Here is a 17,814-nt window from a genome sequence, read left to right as displayed (position 1 = left end):
CAAATACAGAAAAGGGCGATACCTTTCGATATCGCCCTTGTTGATAAGCCAAATTTAATGATGGGACTTAGTCATCGTCATCATCAGCCATGAAGTCGCCACCAAGCCAACCATCGTCGCCCGGCTCCATGTCGAAGTCCTGACTGAAGCCAGAATCTTCTGTGCCATCATCATAGTCACCTTGGTCTTCTGTCCAACCGCCCATAACGAATACTCCTTCTTAACTGTAATCCATTGCGCCACACGTATCGCATGACCCACCCTTGGTGACCCAACCGGGACAACCTAAAGAGCGGCATGAGTAACCTGATGCCATAAGTGGCTTAATGAATGTCACTTTCATTATAGTTTCCTTTAATTGACGTTGTAGTAAATCTACGTTGTGTAGTATCCCACTGCGCTCGGACAGGATATGTCCAAGACCGCAGAATGAGTGTGAAAATAGTCATCGTCATTGCCCTGCCTTATCCAATGAAAGCTATGTCAAATCTCAGTGCGCGACGGTTTGAAACATTTAAAAATGTTTTGCCCTCAACCTGTCCGGCGGAAACCGTACGCTAGTAAGCATGAGCGATAAGAGTGAAAAGCTAGCATTAAGGCTAGGTGACATATTGACGAGATTGTTTATGGGAGAAGTGCTCTCCCCTGAGCAGTTGGTTGCGGACTATCAGGTAAGCGAGAAAACCCTGAGACGCGATTTCAATGAAAGGCTAGTCAACGCTCCGATTATCCGCACCAATGAGGGTTATCGGTTAGATCCAGTAACTAGAAATAATGGTAATGCGAATACCAACAAGGTACTGCGCGATACAGGTTTATCTGCGCTACTACCGAACCACTACAAGTTCAACGGTCACACTCCCGTTCTGTTTAAGAATCCACGCTCCGAATCCATCGGGAAGTTCGATGCGCTGTTTAGACAACTGACCGAAGTGATTACCACTCACTCTGTTATTGACCTTACTTGCAATGGCAAAACGTTTGAATCTGTCCATCCATATCGTTTGGTAAATGACCGTGGTATCTGGTTCCTCGCTGCGACCTACTGTGACCAGCTACATTCGTACCGATTACCGAATATTTCACGGATTCACCGCCGGGAAGATAAATACAAACCGAATCAAAAGGTCCACGAGGAGATACATAAACAGGGGATGGAGTGGCTAACTCCGGATGATGCTGAGGTGCTTGTACAGGTTGACAGGGAAGTAGCTCCACGCTTTCTTGAAGGTATGATTTTTCCCCACCAGCAGCTATTGAAAGAACTGAGTGACGGTAGTTTGTTGGTTAGTAGTCGAGTATCAAGATTGAGCGATATCTTGCCCTTGTTGAAGTCCTGGATGCCTCAAGTCGAGGTTCTCTCCCCAGTCAGTCTCAAGCTTGAGCTTATACGCGACCTCCACGCCACATTGGATCGTTACAAGTAGGTGCCACGTTGATAAATGACGTCCTAACACTCCCTCTAGAAGCACAGCTACATGACAACAAAGAACCATGACATAATGTCGTTTCGCTGCACCACTACAGCCCCTCCTAACCATCAACTTGCCACTATGTACCGATTTTGAGCTTACCTATGTGGGGTAAGCGAAAGAGACGATTTAGCGAAGCCTCAAACCGATACCACGCAAGGGAAAACTCAAAATGATGCTGTTTTTGGTCGGGTTCAGGCTAACTAATAAATAACTCCGGTAGGAGAAGTAATTTAATAGGGGTATTACCATGATGTCTGATGCACGAACTCTGCTCCAAATCACTCAGTCCAGTCCGTATTTTTACCTAGTTGATATCGCCAACTTGTTAAGCTTCACCGCCGTTGGCTATCTACTAGGTATGATGACTGGATAAACAGAGCCATGAATTGAACTTGTCACTATAGATTCCGGTGACAAGTTCCTTTTGTTACGCCTAGCCTGTTTTAACTAGCTTCTGAAAATAGGTGAAAAATTTGATTAAAAGTTCATTTGTGTCAATCCATTCACGAATATCGTTATAAATCTATCAGTTAGTCTAGTTTTTTATAAGTGAAGCATGTTTAATCCGCGTATCGAAACCAAAACAAAATAGGTACAAAAACATGTCTATTTCATTCAATAAAACAGAGCATCTACTTAACGACTGTCAAAGTGAGAAAATTGCCAAGTGTGCGGCAGCAGCTTGGGGACATGAAGCAACAATGGGAACTCAAATGTTTTTCGCAGAGTCGGATCACTACTCGATTCAGATGGCAGAAGAGCATTTGGAAAACCCAGAAAGCCAAGAAGTTATCTTCATTGACTTTCTAGCTTACAGCGACCATGAAAAGTCACGCACATCTGCGGTTGTTTACGAGAAAGAAGACCTCGTAATGCTTTGTCATTGGTTTACATTTGAGGATGATGAGGAAGAATATTTTGAGCCTGGGTACCCTATGACCACTTCCGGATTCTTCAGCTACCTGAACTCTCTACCAAATATAAAGAGACATGTTCACCCATCTGCACTAGATGACAAGTATCAGCTAGGGTTGTCTCTACTGGACGAACTAAGTCAGTAAGTTATACCTAGTTCTGTTTGTACTGGGAGTAAATTGGATAAGTTGTCATTTCGTATGGCAACGTTGAAAATGCCCAAGTTTTCGAGCCAAACTACGAACATAAGATTAAGGGGCGCCTCTCGTCGCATAATAAGGGCTAGCCTTTACCCCTAGTTGCAGAGATAGCATCAGACAAATCATTCTCTCGGTATTTTCTATAGGCTTCCCGTCCCTTACTGCTCCCATTGCTTCGACATAGCAATGGGAGCTTTTAATAACAAAACACCAGTGTAAACCAACCAAAGTCGTTAAAATTAAGACTCCTTTCCTTGGTGTTTCCACCGTCCATTGCAATCCAGCAACTTCATCCCCTCTGAATCCCGAAGGCAACGGATTGGGTAAACGTTGCTAAAACTTGCCCCAAGGAAAAAGGCTTCCCATCACACCATGATTAACATGGAGCAATGGGAAGCCTTAGTTTCACTAGGAAGTGAGTCAACTATTTTATGGTACATACATGGTGCTTTCTACTTAGTTTGTTGCCGATGGACTAATCCACAGTGACTTTTATCTCATCGAACACGCCCATTTCGACGTAGCTGAGAAAGTTGGATTCCCACATCGAGTAGAACTCCATTACCTCACTACTTGTTATCGGCAGTTCTGGAACATAGGAAAAACTCGCCGTCCCAGATGAGAAGTTAAAATCCACCTCTTTAACCAGTTCGGGATAAGGACCACCGCAATACGCAAAGTCAGTGATGTAATCAAAAATCCACTGGTCGTAGAGTCGAACAAGCCTGATTTCGACAGGGTGCCAACCGCCGTTTTCCGAACTGTAGGAAGAATCTCGGAAGTTGATCACAACCGATTGGATCATGGGTGTCCATTTGCCTGATTCGCTGATCACTCGGTTTAAAGCATCTTGAAGATCGACACTGACAGGCAGCAGTAATCGCTCAACGTCAAAAGTTAAGTTCATAATAAAATCTCGTTTAGTTTGCTAAGGAAGCACTCTTGTTAAGTGCTCGGTATGAAAGCCTGAGTTGGCTTAGTGGATAAGGATTGATGTGGATTTGGGGTTATTCAGCTTTGGCTTCAGAGTCAACCAATGACAGCAACTCATCACGACACTGCTCGTAGTCTGGCGCTAGAACGTGGAGAAACACTGACTTCTCCGACTGGATGATAAGACCAAGCCCCCTACAGCAAGCTGCCATAAAACCCGCGTTGTTCGCAGACTGTCCGGAGAAGACACACTTCAGCACAGAACTCTTGAACGGCTTATCACCCTGCACATCTAGTACAGCTGTGATATCTTTAAGTGGGATCCATTCCTTGCTGTGTAGACCTCCACCTTCATTATCCGACATGCGGATATGGAGCTCGTTTTCCTCGTTATGTAAGGCGATTTGATAGAACACGTGGTTCTCCGTTTTCGGACTTAACTTCTTCGCTTTACCCTCGCGCACGATATTAGTGAAATGGTCTACTGGTTGATCGTCAGTGACCGTGACTTGTTCATTGCCTTCTACGATTTCAGGTTGAACCGTTTCTTGTTGTTGGTTTGATTTACGTGCCATAGGACACCTCCTTTAAGATGGAATTGTTTAGGTTTAATTTGGTTTTAAGATTCAGCTTGATCAGCTAACTTGGCGATAGGGAACGTTGGACTGTTCATTGGAGCGCAGCAGTAAACACCACCACCTTCCATGGTCACTATGGCAACCGCTAGAAGCCAAGGACAGTCATCATCGTTTAACAACAGCACCCATTCAGGGTAATTAGTAACAAAGCGAAGGAAGTACTGATCTTCCTCAGATTCTTCACTCAAGGTTTCGTCGGTATCGGACTCCTCAATCAAGTACAAGGTCGTACCGACCTCATCCCAAAACGTTTTTGTGCTTTCTTCATCACCGAATGGCTCTATCAGGTGCTCTAGCAGTTTTGCTTTCACGCCATCAGGCATTGTCAATGATTGAATGTCTTCAAACTTGTTTACTGTTTTCATCGTGAATTTCCTTCTAATAATGAAAAAGCCCCTGTTTAGCTCATCGCTAAACAGGGGCTTTTCTAATGTATTTCTAAATTAACTGGTTAAACGTAACTTCTTCATTCCCAACGTATCTCTGGCTTCGCAGTCACCATATCCGATAAACGAGAGCCAATCTCCCTCCGACGCCCTACAGTCAATTTTGAGTAGCGCCTTGTTGATGAAAGGTCAGCGTGATTCAACTGCTTGGCTATGTCGTGTAACGAGACTCCTTGGCTAGCTAACAAACTCCCAACCGTATGGCGAGCACTGTGCAGGGTTAGGTTCGCTTTATCACCGGGTATGTCGGGCAGTCCCATCTTGGCTTTGATAGCCTTGAAAGCATGCCTAGGTTGCCCTACTGGTTTACCCTTTTTGCGTCCAGGAAAGAGATACGGATTATTCGCCACATGAGGCACCGACCTCAAAATATCAAGCATGTAATCACTTAGGAATAAAACGTGACTACTACCGTTTTTCGTATGTGGAATAGTGAGTGTTTTTTCCTCCCAATTCACATCGGATTTCAAGCGCAAACGCAGTTCCTTATCCCTCGCGCCAGTCAAAAACAGCAAAGCTAGATACGCGCCAATACTTTTATCTTCATGGTTCAGAGCGTGACCGATGAACTCCTTTAGCTGTGATTCGGACAAGTAACCAGTACGCACGTTATCCTCTTTCAACAAGCTCACCTTGTCAGCAATGAGCGGAGCGTCCATCAACTTGTATGCTTGACGATTGATCGTTTTGAGCAGGGCTAGAACACGGTTTATCGAAGCAGGAGCATAAGGCTTACCTTTAATCGTAACGGCATTTTGCATCTCCATTTGAACTTTGATGATATCGGCCGCGGTTAGGTCATGAATCGATATGTGATGAATAGACTTAGCTAAACGAAATCGCGCTACATCATCCTTCCAGCTACGTTTCTGTTTAGCCAATGGCAGGTAAACTTCATCAAAGAACCGTTCCAGAGTCATCGTCTTCTCGGTAGTCTGATTGTCACGCTCAAGCTTGGGATCAATGCCTTCCAGGATCTTCTGGCGGTATTCCTTAGCGATCTTTCTCAAGGTTACAAGATCTGTCTCAGGGTGACGGCCAAGACCAATCGCAGATTTTTTACCCGGAACCTGAGGGCTAATATACCTAAGCAAGAAGCGTTTCCCGCCAGATTTACCCACTAAGCAACGTACGCCAGTAGGTAAGCCACTATCTCTCATAGCAGATAAATTGACTTCGTAATCAGCGGATTTTGCAGTTCTAGGGTTGGGTTTAAGGTTGTTGAGGAAAGTGGTGGTGAGTCGCTGTGATTTACTCATTCAAACCTCCATTAACTAGATATTCAATTAGTTAATATGTGTTTGAATGGGTGTTTGTTACAGCTAAATAAAAGCCGAACGATACAACATGAAGTTATATGGTTCGGCTTTACCCACCCCTATCCCTAATAAACCTTGAACCGTTTCAGCTACTTGCCTCAGCGTTTTCACTTAGTCAGTGACAGGTTACAAGGTTATCCGAATACCTATACACGACCTCAACTTTAAAGCTAAGGTGGTGCTCATGATGAAAGGTACTTGTTGTTGAACTGACATCCAGTTCTGCTTTGAGGATTAAGCCCCTCTTTGGCTATTGGGTTTTCGGCTACATCTTAAAACGGCAACAGATCGCTATGCAAACCAAGTTTCATTAGCTTTTGATAAAAAGAAAATCTCATCGGTGAAGTATGCTTGAGATTAAAAAAATGGGAAGGCAAATTTAAATCCAATCGAGCGGTTATGGAAAGTGATGAATGAGCATGCGAGGAACAATATTTACTTCTCCTCGAAGGCTGAATTTACAACGGCTATTAATGAATTTTTCAATGTAACGTTGCCAGAAGTTGCAGGCTCACTGGTATCCCGAATTACGGATAATTTTCAGATTTTGAAACCTGCATCTTCAAGTTGAGCGAGTATATAATCGGACGAGAAGGCACAGTGCTCTTGGGTATCTAAGCCCAGTTAACTTTGAACAGCAAAATGTCGCTTAATGAAGTGTCCAGTCTAGCTGGAGCAGATCAGAGTTTTGCTTACCAGATCGAAAGACAGTTTACCTCCAATGTGTTTCTTCTAGCTCTTTTTGAGCTTTATCTAGCAACGCCATTAGTCTGTCTGCATCTTTGTATTTCCCTGCGATGATGGCACTGCGTAATTCGACCTGTAGAGCCTTCAATTTATCTAAGCCAGTTGGAGGTTTCGCAAGACGACGCAAACCATCAGCTTGATCCATAGATCTGATGTCATTGTTCATTTAATCTCCCATTTCGATGAAGAACTATATCTATTTGAGTTTGATGAGAAAAAACTTCTGCTGAACAATTTACACACTCATATTTGAAGTATTTTTTGCGGAATACTTTTTCTATGAATGAGCGGTGTATTCGATTAAACACCGTACTCTTATTACACGAAGGGCACACCCCATAAAGTTGCATATAAATTAGCCTACTGACGAACGGACAATATTTTATTCATACCCAAATTGATATGAAACTTGGTTATATGCATGATATTACTTAAAGTTTTTGTTTTTTGATGTGATCTTTGCCGCATAATTTAATGTTAAATAGGCGGTTGGATAAAGTTGGCAGCGGTAGGTTGAAGGTAGATTTATGTAGGATTTTTACACAGGCTAGGCTAAATATTTTCTGCAATTTCTTGTCTATTGGCGATATTGAGCGTATCCGCCCCGTGGGAGCATGGGGAGAATACTGGAAAACAGCTTAATAAAGATTTATACCGAGAGCGAGCCGATGTGCTCAGAGAGTGGGCTGGTGCAGAGATTCTTTACCTAACCATATTTAACGATAGTAGTATCTTGGCAAATGGCGTGTCTGTAGAGCTAATAATTCCACGCCACAAAGGGTCATCACTTCACGTACCCAAGAATAAGTATCCAGAAGAGCCTAAAGCAGAATACGAACCTTACGATAGATTAAAAATTAAAGGTATTCATAGTCTTAATAATCTACCAGACTTGAGTGTGTCATCTGATACTAAAAACTACTACATCAATTGGAGTGTAAACCGCCTGCAAGCGCAAACCAATTTAGAAGCAGATGGGTATGTACTAATTAAAACTGATAAGCCACTTGAGACTCAATGCACTATCTTTTGTGATGAGTTGCCTCAGCCAACCAAGACTACATTCAAGTCAAACCCACCGTTGGGTACTGCTATTGTTTCTGTAGATGAATTGTCGGATGAATCCTACTATACATCATTGCGCGATAAGCTCATTATGGATGGGTATGTTATAAGAGTTTTTGAAGAAATGTTGAACGAATATGAGCTTGAGGACTAGGTAGTTCTAGCACTGCGTTTGTTTACATATTGACATTTATCGCTACTTGCAGAATGTGAGGGACAAAGAGTTTTATTGAGCTGAAGGTTAAGTGTCAAAGAAATCAATAGAAACTTTTTGCTAGAGCTTCAATTTTCAACAATTGTATAGGTTAGTCTTTGGCCTAATTTCAATAACACACCTAGTATAAGGTGGTAGCTATGGCTCTGATCAAATGTCCTGAATGCTATACAGAAGTTAGTACTTCTGCATATAACTGCCCTAAATGTGGGGGGGCAGCTAATTGCTTAGCAATTTTCAACAACTGCCTTGTATATTTGTATTTTTTACCGTCACTTTTGTCATGCTAACCAACTGTTATTTAATAGAAAGCCGATGGCATTAAACCATCGGCTTTAGACTTAGTCATCCCCTAAGTAGTCATCATTATTTGGATTGTGAGCATCCGCCCAGTCATCCATATCAGAATCATTATTAGGGTTATTAATATCAGACCACAGGTCTAGCTCGTCTTGTGACATATCTGAAGGATCCATCATAATTATTTCTTTCCTTGATAACGTGAGTTGTTTGGGTTTAGTTGATTTGCTCGATTATCTTGAGCCTTTTGGTACGTGGTGTTATGTCCAGATGTACCTTTGTTGCTGTTAGCTTGATTTGCTTTATGGTTGTTCTGTTTGTTGCTCATCGTTCTATCTCCTTTGTTGAATGAACGATGACATTGTATGAGAGGTGGTTTAGTAGCGACGATGATGGGACGGTGATTGTTCAGTGATTCTTAGTGATATTCAGTGATTTTGGACGAATGAGTGGAAAATGTCATAGCTTAAAATGGAAACTACCACTGTATTACCTACAGATTTCGCCACCAGAGCCACTAACATAGTATTAATAATAACCAGTACAACAGCAGCCTATGGCAAGCTGTTGTACTGGTTATTATATATTAAATATAAAAATCCCATCCAAGATCTAGACCTCATCTATCAAGCCACATCAACACTAATCTCGCACGCAACTCATCAGAGAGTACCGAGATCATCACTCAGCAAGCTTAGGACAGCAATATTCACACACTGATGGTTAGTAGTAGCGATGGAGAATACCGCCATTTATTACTCTTTAATGAGGTCGGTAAGTCAGCCGACTAACACCTAACCCATTTTTTCTTGGACTGAGGACTACGCTTGATTTGGTTATTTTTGGAAAGCTCATTGATTGCCTTGGTAAAATCTGACTTTGACAGCCCTAGCTGCTTTTGAAAGCTAGGATCTAAAGCACGAGGAGACTTCAAAGCATGAAGAAGCTTGTCTTCAGGGGATTTTTGGGGTGTCTGTTGTGACTTAATAATTGGAACAACGGTGTTGTCTCTAGTTCTGATGCTTTGACAAGGTGCGCCTAATTGCTTGCACTGAAACTCAAATGCTGAAATCAAACTTTCATCGTTACTGTATAGCTCAAAATGAACAGAGCCCAACTGCTTTTTATCTAAAGCAAGTAGCACCCTAGACAGATATGCAATGATATAGAAATCGGCTTGGTTCTGACCTGTCGGATAGTCAGATAAGAACAGATACAACGACTTTTCACAAACAAGCTTGACTGAATCTGACTTAGAAAAAACAAAGACTTTATCAACGACCGAAGCATTAATTTTTTCTAGCTCCTTCAGTCCTACATTTTCAGCATCGACGAAAATCATCTTCATAGTTGGCCAAGCTCCATTTGTTCACCACTATAAAGAAGATTACACAGTTGCATATCGATATCAACTTGGAGTTAATTCATCTGTGTGATTGATTGTAGGTGTATTACCCCAACGCGCTTCCAACACACACCGCAAAACCGCCTAACTCAAACTGGCTTTTCGACTATCCATCGAAACGATCCGTTGTTCCATAAGGGCAAAACCAAAACCGCATAGCACCGTAAAGTCACCATGGTCGTACCATGGCTCTTCTCGCTCGAAGCCCTTGATAATACTGGCTTGCGAGATTACAGAAGTTTGCATTTGTTGGATTTACTAGGATTCCCTTGCGCACAGAATCGTCATGCGATGAACCATATATGGACCATGGGAGAAATTTTAAGGCGGGTAAAGGGAGTTTATTGGAGCGAGAAAAGCTTCGATAACAAGGAAGGGAGAAACGAGCTAAGCTTCTGATTTCTTGAATATTTTCAAAGCTTATAAACGACGAAAGGCCGCTATAAAAGCGACCTTTCTTTATATGGTGCCGGTAGGCGGACTCGAACCGCCACGCCCGAAGGCAACGGATTTTGAATCCGTCGTGTATACCAATTTCACCACACCGGCATCTTTGGGCTATTGCCCTTTGATGGTTGGCATTATACGTAAGCTTTTGACCTGCGCAAGCAGAAATACCTTAAATAACTATCGTTTGCTGATAATTTCGCCACAAAGTGTGACAAAGCTGTACTCATAAGAAACGTACGCTCCATTTTCTACTACTCTTCCAGATGAAAGTGAGTATACGAAACTCTTTTTAAATTCTATTCACTGTAATATCAGAAACATAACCATTCCCAATGCTCGACAACGCATTATGGAGCATCTCTGCGGCATCTTCTGCTTGCATGAAGTAACTCGTGTCCATCGTATTGCCGCTTGTTTTCCAGAATTCCGTATCCATTCCACCAGGATAAACCGCGATAATTTTCATAGGTTTTCCTTTTAGCTCCAAACGAACCGACTCAATTAATCCTTTGACGGCCCATTTCACTGCACAATACGTAGACTCTTGCGCTTTAGGTTGTTGCGCGGCTGTGGACATGATCATGACCACTTTTATTGGATGATCTTTGTAACGCTTTACTAACTCTCTTAACACATGAATCGCAGAATTCAGGTTGTTATCAATCAACTTTTGAATCTCTTCCGGCTCCTGCTCTTCCAGTAAGCCAAAATAACCACTTCCTGCACTATGAATGACCATTTCAGGCGGCTGTTTCATCCCATCAAAGAGCTGTTTCACACCTTGATGTAATGAGAGGTTGCAAGCTTGATAGCCGACGTTATGAGAGAGTTGTTTTGCTAGTGCGGATAGTTTTTCTGTATTTCTTCCTATTACATACGTCTCTTTGCCTTCCGCATCATAACGCTTTGCTAGTTCCGCCCCTAAGCCGCTACTTGCACCTGTAATTACAATCATGCGCTACCTCTTTTCAATCACATACTTTTAATTCATCTATCAATTAAGGTAACAGAATCGTGGTAATTCACACCTCAAGAGCACCATTCTTTGAAGCAAGCAGCTTTCTTACTTTCGTGATGCATGAAATATCAAGCAGAACGACGGGCATTTAACCTATGCTTAAGCAAGAATAACTTTCTGAATTTTCTATCGACTTTCTAGTGAGAACTGAATAGGAGCAAAGAATGACTGGGTCAAAATGGCAGTGGTTACTGAAACAGATGACACGAAAACTGTGGGTCCGGACGTCACTCTACGCATTACTAGCTGTTGCTACCGCCTTAATGTCGATTGTTTTAAACCAGTTCATTACTCTGCCCCCTGCCATCAACGTCAGCAAGGATTTGTTGAACAACATATTAAATATCCTCGCAACCTCCATGCTTGCAGTGACTACATTCTCTCTCAATATTATGGTCTCAGCGTACAGTGCCGCTAGTGCAGGGGTAACGCCGCGAGCGACAAAACTGTTGATGGAAGACAGCACAACACAAAATGCCTTAGCAACCTTTCTTGGCTCTTTTCTATTTAGTTTGGTAGGAATTATCGCGCTAGGTATTGGGGCCTATCATCAACAAGCACAAATTTATCTGTTCATCGTGACTATCGCCGTAATCGTGATGATCATACTCACTCTGCTACGTTGGATTCAGCACCTTTCCGTACTAGGAAGGGTCAGTGAAACCACTTCATACGTGGAGCAAGCCTTGTTAGATGCGATAAGAAAACGGGGCAAAGATCGTTGGCTAGGTGCTCACCCGTGGAGCCACCCAGAACATAAACCCAGAGGAAGTAAACCTATTTTGAGCCAAGAAATTGGCTACTTACAGCATGTTGATATGCATCATCTCGATAGTATTGCTGAAGCAAACCAATGCACCATCTACCTTGAGCGACAACCGGGAAGTTTTGTGTACGTAGGTCAACCATTGGCTTGGGTTTGTGGAGAATTGCCAGACGAAAGCGAAGTAACGGCAGCCTTCACGATTCGAACAGAGCGTTCATATGATCAGGACCCTCGCTTTGGTTTAGTCGTTATGGCGGAAATCGCCTCACGAGCACTATCTCCGGCTGTAAATGATAATGGCACCGCAATTGACGTTCTTGGGCGTTCTGTACGAGCACTTTCATTATGGGGAGACCTACTCAGTGAGCCGCCTACCAAAACTCGATATCCTAGACTATTTGTGCCCGCATTGAGCTGCCAGGATTTGTTTGATGATGTCTTTTTGCCGATAGCACACGATGGTGCAGCGCAACTCCAAATACAGATTCGCCTACAAAAGGCCTTGCTAGCTCTCTCTAGTATGCACCCTAAGTTATTTTTGTCACCAGCAATCAAGCTGTCAGAAAAAGCTTTAGAGCTTTCATTAAGCCAACATTATACCGAAGATGAGAAACACCAACTCTCTCAGCTATCTAATCTGGTCACAGACCAAAGAGCCAATGGTTAAGAGAATCGAATTCAGTTGAAACATATTGCTGCACGGCCTCGTGTATCATGACATGTGCTGATAACGTAGGGCAGAAAAGTCACTTAGTTTATACACAATTAAAGACTCTGTGCGTTAGGTCTCTTTTCTCTTGGTGAGGGAATCTATATTCTGACGCACAATTTTTAAGGTAAGTGATGGAATAATGACAACGTCTACAACTCTTCCACCTGCTGGTCTCTTTCGTCGACTTGCAGCGTTGATTTACGACACATTGATTATTATCGCAATTGAAATGATGGCCGCAGGTATTGTTATGGCCGTTGTGTTTGCACTAAATGCAGCAGGATTGTTGAGCTATGGCGAGTACGAAGATGCCGCAGATATGCTCGGAAAGCACCCTGTATTGAGCCCTCTATTTACACTTTATCTTGCGGGTGTGTGGATATATTTCTTTGTGTTCTTCTGGACGCGAGCAGGACAAACTCTTGGGATGCGCGCTTGGAAGCTTCGAGTTCGCAATGCCAAAGACGGAGCACCAATTACGGTAACTCAAGCTCTGATTCGTATTTCGACATCTGGCTTTGGCTTGGCAAATTTGACTGTACCGATTGATCCGAAGAAACGTGGTTTCCACGACATTTGGGCCAAAACAGAGGTTGTTGTATTACCTAAGGCAAATTAACTTGTCTAGGAACACAAAAAAGGAAGGCGTAATGCCTTCCTTTTACATTTGGTTCGGTAAAACTTGGTTTATTCGATGATGCTTCAGTTATAGCTTTCTTCGTAGCAGTGCAATCGCAATAGCTAAGAACACCAAACTCGGGGCCAAAGCACCAAACACTGGGGATATGCCATACACCAAGCTTAATGGACCAAAGAACTCACTGGATATGTAAAAAGTAAACCCGGCAACCACGCCCGACAATACCCTTGCCCCCATGGTCACGCTTCTGAGTGGACCGAAAACAAAAGATAGCGCCATTAACATCATCACAGCAATTGAAAGCGGCTGAGTCAACTTACGCCAAAACGCCAACTCATAGCGAGATGCATCTTGTTCCGATGCTTTCAGGTAAGTCACATAATCATACAAACCGCTCAGTGACAATTCTTCTGGCTTCACGGTCACCACAGCTAGCTTATCTGGTGCCAAAGAGGTGTGCCACTCCATCTGTTCGATGTCTTGCTTTGAAATTACGTTTTCATTTTCCATGTCCGTAATTTGTACGTAGCGCATCAGCCAGTTGTTATCTTGTTGGTAGTCGACTTCTTCGGCGAAAATAACTTTTTGTAGATTCTTATCATCATCAAAACGCCACATATTTAAAGCATAAAGCTTGTCGTCTTCGACTTTACCTATAAAGATAAAGTCGTTTGCGTCACGAGCCCACACACCTGAGCGCACAGACACAATGCTACCACCTGATATCGCAAACGCACGTAAGTCACGGGCCATCTTCTGGGCCTCAGGAGCGCCCCATTGACCTAACGCCATAACGACTATCATGAGCGGGACGGCCGTTTTGAGTACCGATAACCCGATATCTAGCTTAGAGAAACCAGCAGCTTGCATCACCACCAGCTCAGAGCTTGAAGCCAACATACCTAAGCCGATCAGGGCACCGAGTAATGCCGCCATTGGAAAGAACATTTCGATATCACGCGGCACACTGAGTAACACAAAGTACAACGCATGAGTGAGGTCGTACACACCTCGCCCTACTTTACGTAGCTGTTCTACATATTTGATGATGCCCGATAAGCCAACAAACGTCGCTAAAACCAAGGCAGTGGTAGAGATGATGGTTCTACCGATGTAAAGGTCTAAGATTTTGAACACAGCTTACGCGAGCCTCTTCTTGCGGAATTTGTCTTTTATTCGTCTAGCAGCAACGCTGTCCATCATATTCGCCATGATAGCAACAATCAGCAACATCGCATTGATTGGCCACATACCAATAGCAGCCGGGATGTCACCATCTTCTAATGCAGATTTGGTTGCACTGATCGCCAAGAAATACGCTAGGTAGATCAGAATCGCAGGCCCCATTTTGGCAAACCGTCCCTGACGCGGATTCACCGCAGACAAAGGAATAACAAGCATTGTTAAGAGTGGAATGCACACAAATAACGAAATTCGCCATTGTAGCTCCGCTTGCGCCTCTGGATCTGGGTGACCTATCAAGTCAACCGTTGGGTATGCTTCCCAGTCTCGCCCTTTCTTTTTGACCTCACGTTGGCCGATAACACCTTCGTATTCATCGAATTTCGTGATCATATATTCAACGCGAGTAGGCACACCTTCATAACGCGTACCTTCTTTCATAGTGATGATCTGACGACCGTCCGAAAGCTCTTTTACCTCACCAGAAGATGAGAACATCACACTCGGTAACACCGAATCTCGAGGGCGCATCTGCGCAACAAAAACGTTGCTCAAGGTATTGTCTTTAATGTCATCGATGAACACAACCGATGAACCGTCTGGTGTACCTTGGAACTGACCTTTTTTAAGTAGGTCAACGCTGTTTTCTGACGCTACCTGCTCATAAAGCTGCTCAACGCGGTCTTGAGACCACGGCGATAGCCACAACGCATTGAAAGCCGCCACCGCTGAAGTAATCAACGCTAGGTATAAGGCCGCTTGAACCAAGAATTTATTACCAATACCTGTCGCGTTCATTACGACAATTTCGCTCTCTGCATACAGACGACCAAATGTGATCAATATGCCGATATACAGACTTAAAGGCAGCATTAACAGACCCATTGCTGGCATGTTCAAACCAACAATCGAGAAAATCAATCCAGCAGGAATATCCCCATCAGAAGCATCAGCAAGAACACTTATGAATTTCTGGCTTACAAACACCAAAAAAAGTACGAAAAAAATCGCAAATTGGCTCTTGAGTGTTTCGCGGATCAAATATCTAACAATAATCACGCTGAAATTACCTATACAAAACTTGTTTTTTTGGTCGAATCACTATAGTTTCCCGTTGAACCATTTATTTTTTTAAAAATTATAAACTAGATGTTAGTCGCTTAATCAGCTCTGCATGTAAGCCTGGAGCTAAAATTCAACAAGTAAGCGATCATTATCTAACATTTAGAGCAATTTGTCTTCAGGATGTAGGAGTACGCATGGAGTTCAGTGTAAAAAGTGGCAGTCCAGAGAAACAACGTAGCGCATGTATCGTTGTTGGTGTGTTTGAACCACGTCGCCTTTCTCCAGTAGCCGAACAACTTGATAAAATCAGTGACGGTTACATCAGTTCACTACTTCGCCGTGGTGATCTAGAGGGTAAACCTGGTCAGATGCTGCTACTGCATCAAGTACCAGGTGTTTTGTCAGAGCGCGTTTTACTTGTCGGTTGCGGCAAAGAGCGTGAACTTGGCGAGCGCCAGTACAAGGAAATCATTCAAAAGACGATCAGCACACTTAACGAAACAGGCTCAATGGAAGCGGTATGTTTCCTAACTGAACTGCATGTTAAGGGTCGTGATACATACTGGAAAGTGCGCCAGGCTGTAGAAGCGACTAAAGATGGTCTATACACATTTAATCAATTCAAGAGCGTGAAACCTGAGACTCGCCGCCCACTGCGCAAGCTTGTTTTCAACGTACCAACGCGTCGTGAATTGAACTTGGGTGAAAAAGCAATCACTCATGGTCTTGCTATCGCATCAGGTGTCAAAGCCTCAAAAGACCTTGGCAACATGCCGCCAAACGTAGCTAATCCAGCTTACCTTGCTTCTCAAGCTCGTCGTCTAGCGGACGATTACGAAACTGTAACCACCAAAATTATTGGTGAGCAAGAGATGGAAAAGCTGGGTATGACCTCTTACCTAGCAGTAGGCCGTGGTTCTAAAAACGAATCTATGATGTCTATCATCGAGTACAAAGGTAACCCTGACTCAGATGCAAAACCGATTGTGCTCGTAGGTAAAGGGCTAACCTTCGATTCAGGCGGTATTTCTCTAAAACCGGGCGAAGGTATGGATGAGATGAAGTACGACATGTGTGGTGCGGCATCGGTATTCGGTACAATGAAAGCGCTGGCGAAGCTAAACCTACCAATCAACGTTATTGGTGTTCTAGCGGGCTGTGAAAACATGCCTGGCAGCAACGCTTACCGTCCAGGTGACATCCTAACGACCATGTCTGGTCAAACTGTAGAAGTTCTGAACACGGATGCTGAAGGCCGTCTTGTTCTTTGTGACGCACTGACTTACGTAGAGCGTTTCGAACCAGACTGCGTGGTTGACGTTGCAACGCTAACTGGTGCTTGTGTTATCGCACTAGGCCACCATATCAGCGGCGTAATCTCTAACCACAACCCTCTTTCTCACGAGCTAGTAAACGCTTCTGAGCAAGCGAGTGACCGTGCATGGCGTCTACCAATGGCAGACGAGTACCACGAACAGTTGAAAAGCCCGTTTGCGGATATGGCAAACATTGGTGGTCGCCCTGGTGGCACAATTACTGCGGGTTGCTTCTTATCTAAGTTCGCGAAGAAGTACAACTGGGCACACGTCGATATCGCAGGTACCGCGTGGAAATCAGGCGCAGCGAAAGGCTCAACGGGCCGTCCTGTCTCAATGCTTGTCCAATTCCTTTTGAACCGCAGCGGCCAAGAGACAGAAGAGTAATTTCTGAACAGAATCTAAAAGGGCCGTAAGGCCCTTTTTTATTTTCCTAATTTTCTAAAATGAAAGTGGGACTTAAGATGGTCTTAGGAAGAGACCCAAGGCAAGTGAGAGAATGATGCAAACTGCAACCTTCTACATCATTAACGAAGAGAGCCCGCAAGCAACGGTGGCTGGCTTTGAAGAATACATCGTGTTTTTGGCTCAGCACTTTGCTCGCCAAGGCGCTAAAGTGTATTTAAACTGCCAAGACAAACCACACGCCGAGCAGCTCGCTGAAGCCTTTTGGCAAGTTGATGCAGACAAGTTCATGGCACATAACCTCGTAGGCGAGGGACCGAAATACGCCACCAATATTGAGATCGGCCATAACGGTGTAAAACCTAATTGGAACCGTCAGCTGGTAATTAATTTGGCGGAAAATGAGACAACCTTTGCGAACAAGTTTGCTCAAGTGGTAGACTTCGTGCCCTGCGAAGAAAAAGCTAAACAACTCGCAAGAGAAAGATATAAAATTTACCGTCAAGCAGGTTACCAGCTGCAAACGATCGAAATTCAATATCCTTAACGGTCAATCCTTATAGTTAAGGCGATCTTGTTAAGATCCCTCACTTATAAAGATTG

Annotated in this window: 22 protein-coding genes, 1 tRNA gene and 2 pseudogenes; 10 read left to right on the top strand and 15 right to left on the bottom strand. The window is 43.6% G+C overall.

Annotation, left to right across the window (positions count from 1 at the left end):
• Positions 1 to 67: 67 nt before the first annotated feature.
• Both R7070_RS20615 and R7070_RS20610 read right to left on the bottom strand, forming a co-directional pair.
• Entirely contained in the window at positions 68 to 205 is a 138-nt protein-coding gene (locus R7070_RS20615; protein ID WP_023585706.1) for a hypothetical protein, read from the bottom strand.
• A gap of 15 nt (positions 206 to 220) precedes the next feature.
• Positions 221 to 343, bottom strand: coding sequence for a hypothetical protein (locus tag R7070_RS20610; RefSeq protein ID WP_256913817.1), 123 nt, complete (start codon positions 341 to 343; stop codon positions 221 to 223).
• Between the two features lie 283 nt (positions 344 to 626).
• On the opposite strand from R7070_RS20610, the gene R7070_RS20605 reads away from it, so the two are divergent.
• From R7070_RS20605 to R7070_RS20595, 3 genes are all read left to right on the top strand, one after another.
• Positions 627 to 1,427, top strand: coding sequence for a helix-turn-helix transcriptional regulator (locus R7070_RS20605; RefSeq protein ID WP_233272553.1), 801 nt, complete (start codon positions 627 to 629; stop codon positions 1,425 to 1,427).
• A gap of 295 nt (positions 1,428 to 1,722) precedes the next feature.
• Positions 1,723 to 1,848 (top strand): hypothetical protein, encoded by a 126-nt coding sequence (locus R7070_RS20600; protein ID WP_255212448.1) that lies wholly within the window; start codon positions 1,723 to 1,725, stop codon positions 1,846 to 1,848.
• Positions 1,849 to 2,077: 229 nt separating this feature from the next.
• Entirely contained in the window at positions 2,078 to 2,536 is a 459-nt protein-coding gene (locus R7070_RS20595) for a hypothetical protein (protein WP_141180435.1), read from the top strand.
• A gap of 529 nt (positions 2,537 to 3,065) precedes the next feature.
• Here the strand turns inward: R7070_RS20595 and R7070_RS20590 are convergent.
• The 4 genes from R7070_RS20590 to R7070_RS20575 all read right to left on the bottom strand — a co-directional run bounded on the left by R7070_RS20590 (position 3,066) and on the right by R7070_RS20575 (position 5,866).
• Positions 3,066 to 3,497 (bottom strand): DUF2787 domain-containing protein, encoded by a 432-nt coding sequence (locus tag R7070_RS20590; protein ID WP_025629828.1) that lies wholly within the window; start codon positions 3,495 to 3,497, stop codon positions 3,066 to 3,068.
• Between the two features lie 100 nt (positions 3,498 to 3,597).
• A complete protein-coding gene (locus R7070_RS20585; RefSeq protein WP_158156905.1) occupies positions 3,598 to 4,098 on the bottom strand; it encodes a hypothetical protein in 501 nt (166 codons plus the stop codon).
• A 44-nt stretch (positions 4,099 to 4,142) separates the two neighbouring features.
• On the bottom strand, positions 4,143 to 4,526 hold the full coding sequence (locus R7070_RS20580) for a hypothetical protein (protein WP_318141283.1): 384 nt from the start codon (positions 4,524 to 4,526) through the stop codon (positions 4,143 to 4,145).
• Positions 4,527 to 4,627: 101 nt separating this feature from the next.
• A complete protein-coding gene (locus R7070_RS20575) occupies positions 4,628 to 5,866 on the bottom strand; it encodes an integrase family protein (protein WP_158156909.1) in 1,239 nt (412 codons plus the stop codon).
• A gap of 436 nt (positions 5,867 to 6,302) precedes the next feature.
• Between R7070_RS20575 and R7070_RS20570 the strand changes: the two are divergent.
• Positions 6,303 to 6,497: pseudogene (locus tag R7070_RS20570) on the top strand (IS630 family transposase); the annotation flags it as partial.
• Positions 6,493 to 6,579, top strand: a pseudogene (locus tag R7070_RS26825) (IS3 family transposase); the annotation flags it as partial. The pseudogenes R7070_RS20570 and R7070_RS26825, both read left to right, overlap by 5 nt.
• 59 nt (positions 6,580 to 6,638) lie before the next feature.
• Here R7070_RS26825 and R7070_RS20565 read toward each other — a convergent pair.
• Complete coding sequence (locus R7070_RS20565; protein WP_023585700.1) at positions 6,639 to 6,839, bottom strand: hypothetical protein; 201 nt, start codon at positions 6,837 to 6,839, stop codon at positions 6,639 to 6,641.
• 423 nt (positions 6,840 to 7,262) lie between these two features.
• Between R7070_RS20565 and R7070_RS20560 the strand changes: the two genes are divergently transcribed.
• Complete coding sequence (locus R7070_RS20560) at positions 7,263 to 7,892, top strand: hypothetical protein (protein WP_023585699.1); 630 nt, start codon at positions 7,263 to 7,265, stop codon at positions 7,890 to 7,892.
• A 401-nt stretch (positions 7,893 to 8,293) separates the two neighbouring features.
• On the opposite strand, the gene R7070_RS20555 is transcribed toward R7070_RS20560, so the two are convergent.
• The 6 genes from R7070_RS20555 to R7070_RS20530 all read right to left on the bottom strand — a co-directional run bounded on the left by R7070_RS20555 (position 8,294) and on the right by R7070_RS20530 (position 11,062).
• Positions 8,294 to 8,431, bottom strand: a complete 138-nt coding sequence (locus tag R7070_RS20555; RefSeq protein ID WP_023585698.1) for a hypothetical protein — start codon at positions 8,429 to 8,431, stop codon at positions 8,294 to 8,296.
• 2 nt (positions 8,432 to 8,433) lie between these two features.
• The gene (locus R7070_RS20550) at positions 8,434 to 8,580 is read right to left on the bottom strand and encodes a hypothetical protein (protein WP_023585697.1); all 147 of its coding nucleotides are present in this window, start codon (positions 8,578 to 8,580) and stop codon (positions 8,434 to 8,436) included.
• 459 nt (positions 8,581 to 9,039) lie between these two features.
• Complete coding sequence (locus R7070_RS20545; RefSeq protein WP_023585695.1) at positions 9,040 to 9,600, bottom strand: hypothetical protein; 561 nt, start codon at positions 9,598 to 9,600, stop codon at positions 9,040 to 9,042.
• Positions 9,601 to 9,741: 141 nt separating this feature from the next.
• Positions 9,742 to 9,903 (bottom strand): hypothetical protein, encoded by a 162-nt coding sequence (locus R7070_RS20540; protein ID WP_158156911.1) that lies wholly within the window; start codon positions 9,901 to 9,903, stop codon positions 9,742 to 9,744.
• Positions 9,904 to 10,121: 218 nt separating this feature from the next.
• Positions 10,122 to 10,206 (bottom strand) — tRNA-Leu (locus tag R7070_RS20535).
• Between the two features lie 190 nt (positions 10,207 to 10,396).
• Complete coding sequence (locus R7070_RS20530) at positions 10,397 to 11,062, bottom strand: SDR family NAD(P)-dependent oxidoreductase (RefSeq protein WP_017821843.1); 666 nt, start codon at positions 11,060 to 11,062, stop codon at positions 10,397 to 10,399.
• Between the two features lie 227 nt (positions 11,063 to 11,289).
• Here R7070_RS20530 and R7070_RS20525 point away from each other — a divergent pair, with 227 nt between their 5' ends.
• Together R7070_RS20525 and R7070_RS20520 are read left to right on the top strand one after the other, a co-directional pair.
• The gene (locus R7070_RS20525) at positions 11,290 to 12,558 is read left to right on the top strand and encodes a DUF2254 domain-containing protein (protein ID WP_318141282.1); all 1,269 of its coding nucleotides are present in this window, start codon (positions 11,290 to 11,292) and stop codon (positions 12,556 to 12,558) included.
• A gap of 184 nt (positions 12,559 to 12,742) precedes the next feature.
• Positions 12,743 to 13,222 carry an RDD family protein gene (locus R7070_RS20520; protein WP_017636179.1) on the top strand — a complete coding sequence of 160 codons (480 nt, stop codon included), beginning with the start codon at positions 12,743 to 12,745 and terminating at the stop codon, positions 13,220 to 13,222.
• Between the two features lie 87 nt (positions 13,223 to 13,309).
• Here R7070_RS20520 and lptG read toward each other — a convergent pair whose 3' ends face one another.
• Together lptG and lptF are read right to left on the bottom strand one after the other, a co-directional pair.
• Positions 13,310 to 14,380: an LPS export ABC transporter permease LptG gene (gene lptG / locus R7070_RS20515; RefSeq protein WP_005381071.1), complete on the bottom strand. Its 1,071-nt coding sequence runs from the start codon at positions 14,378 to 14,380 to the stop codon at positions 13,310 to 13,312.
• A gap of 3 nt (positions 14,381 to 14,383) precedes the next feature.
• On the bottom strand, positions 14,384 to 15,484 hold the full coding sequence (lptF, locus tag R7070_RS20510) for an LPS export ABC transporter permease LptF (RefSeq protein ID WP_005381072.1): 1,101 nt from the start codon (positions 15,482 to 15,484) through the stop codon (positions 14,384 to 14,386).
• A 200-nt stretch (positions 15,485 to 15,684) separates the two neighbouring features.
• On the opposite strand from lptF, the gene pepA reads away from it, so the two are divergent.
• Both pepA and R7070_RS20500 read left to right on the top strand, forming a co-directional pair.
• Positions 15,685 to 17,193, top strand: a complete 1,509-nt coding sequence (gene pepA / locus R7070_RS20505; protein WP_005381073.1) for a leucyl aminopeptidase — start codon at positions 15,685 to 15,687, stop codon at positions 17,191 to 17,193.
• A 115-nt stretch (positions 17,194 to 17,308) separates the two neighbouring features.
• Positions 17,309 to 17,758: a DNA polymerase III subunit chi gene (locus R7070_RS20500; RefSeq protein WP_025998737.1), complete on the top strand. Its 450-nt coding sequence runs from the start codon at positions 17,309 to 17,311 to the stop codon at positions 17,756 to 17,758.
• Positions 17,759 to 17,814 lie beyond the last annotated feature (56 nt).

Origin of the sequence: Vibrio sp. 1557, assembly GCF_033340175.1 — a bacterium.
GTDB lineage: Bacteria > Pseudomonadota > Gammaproteobacteria > Enterobacterales > Vibrionaceae > Vibrio > Vibrio alginolyticus.
This window is presented reverse-complemented; position numbering and strand designations above follow the sequence as displayed.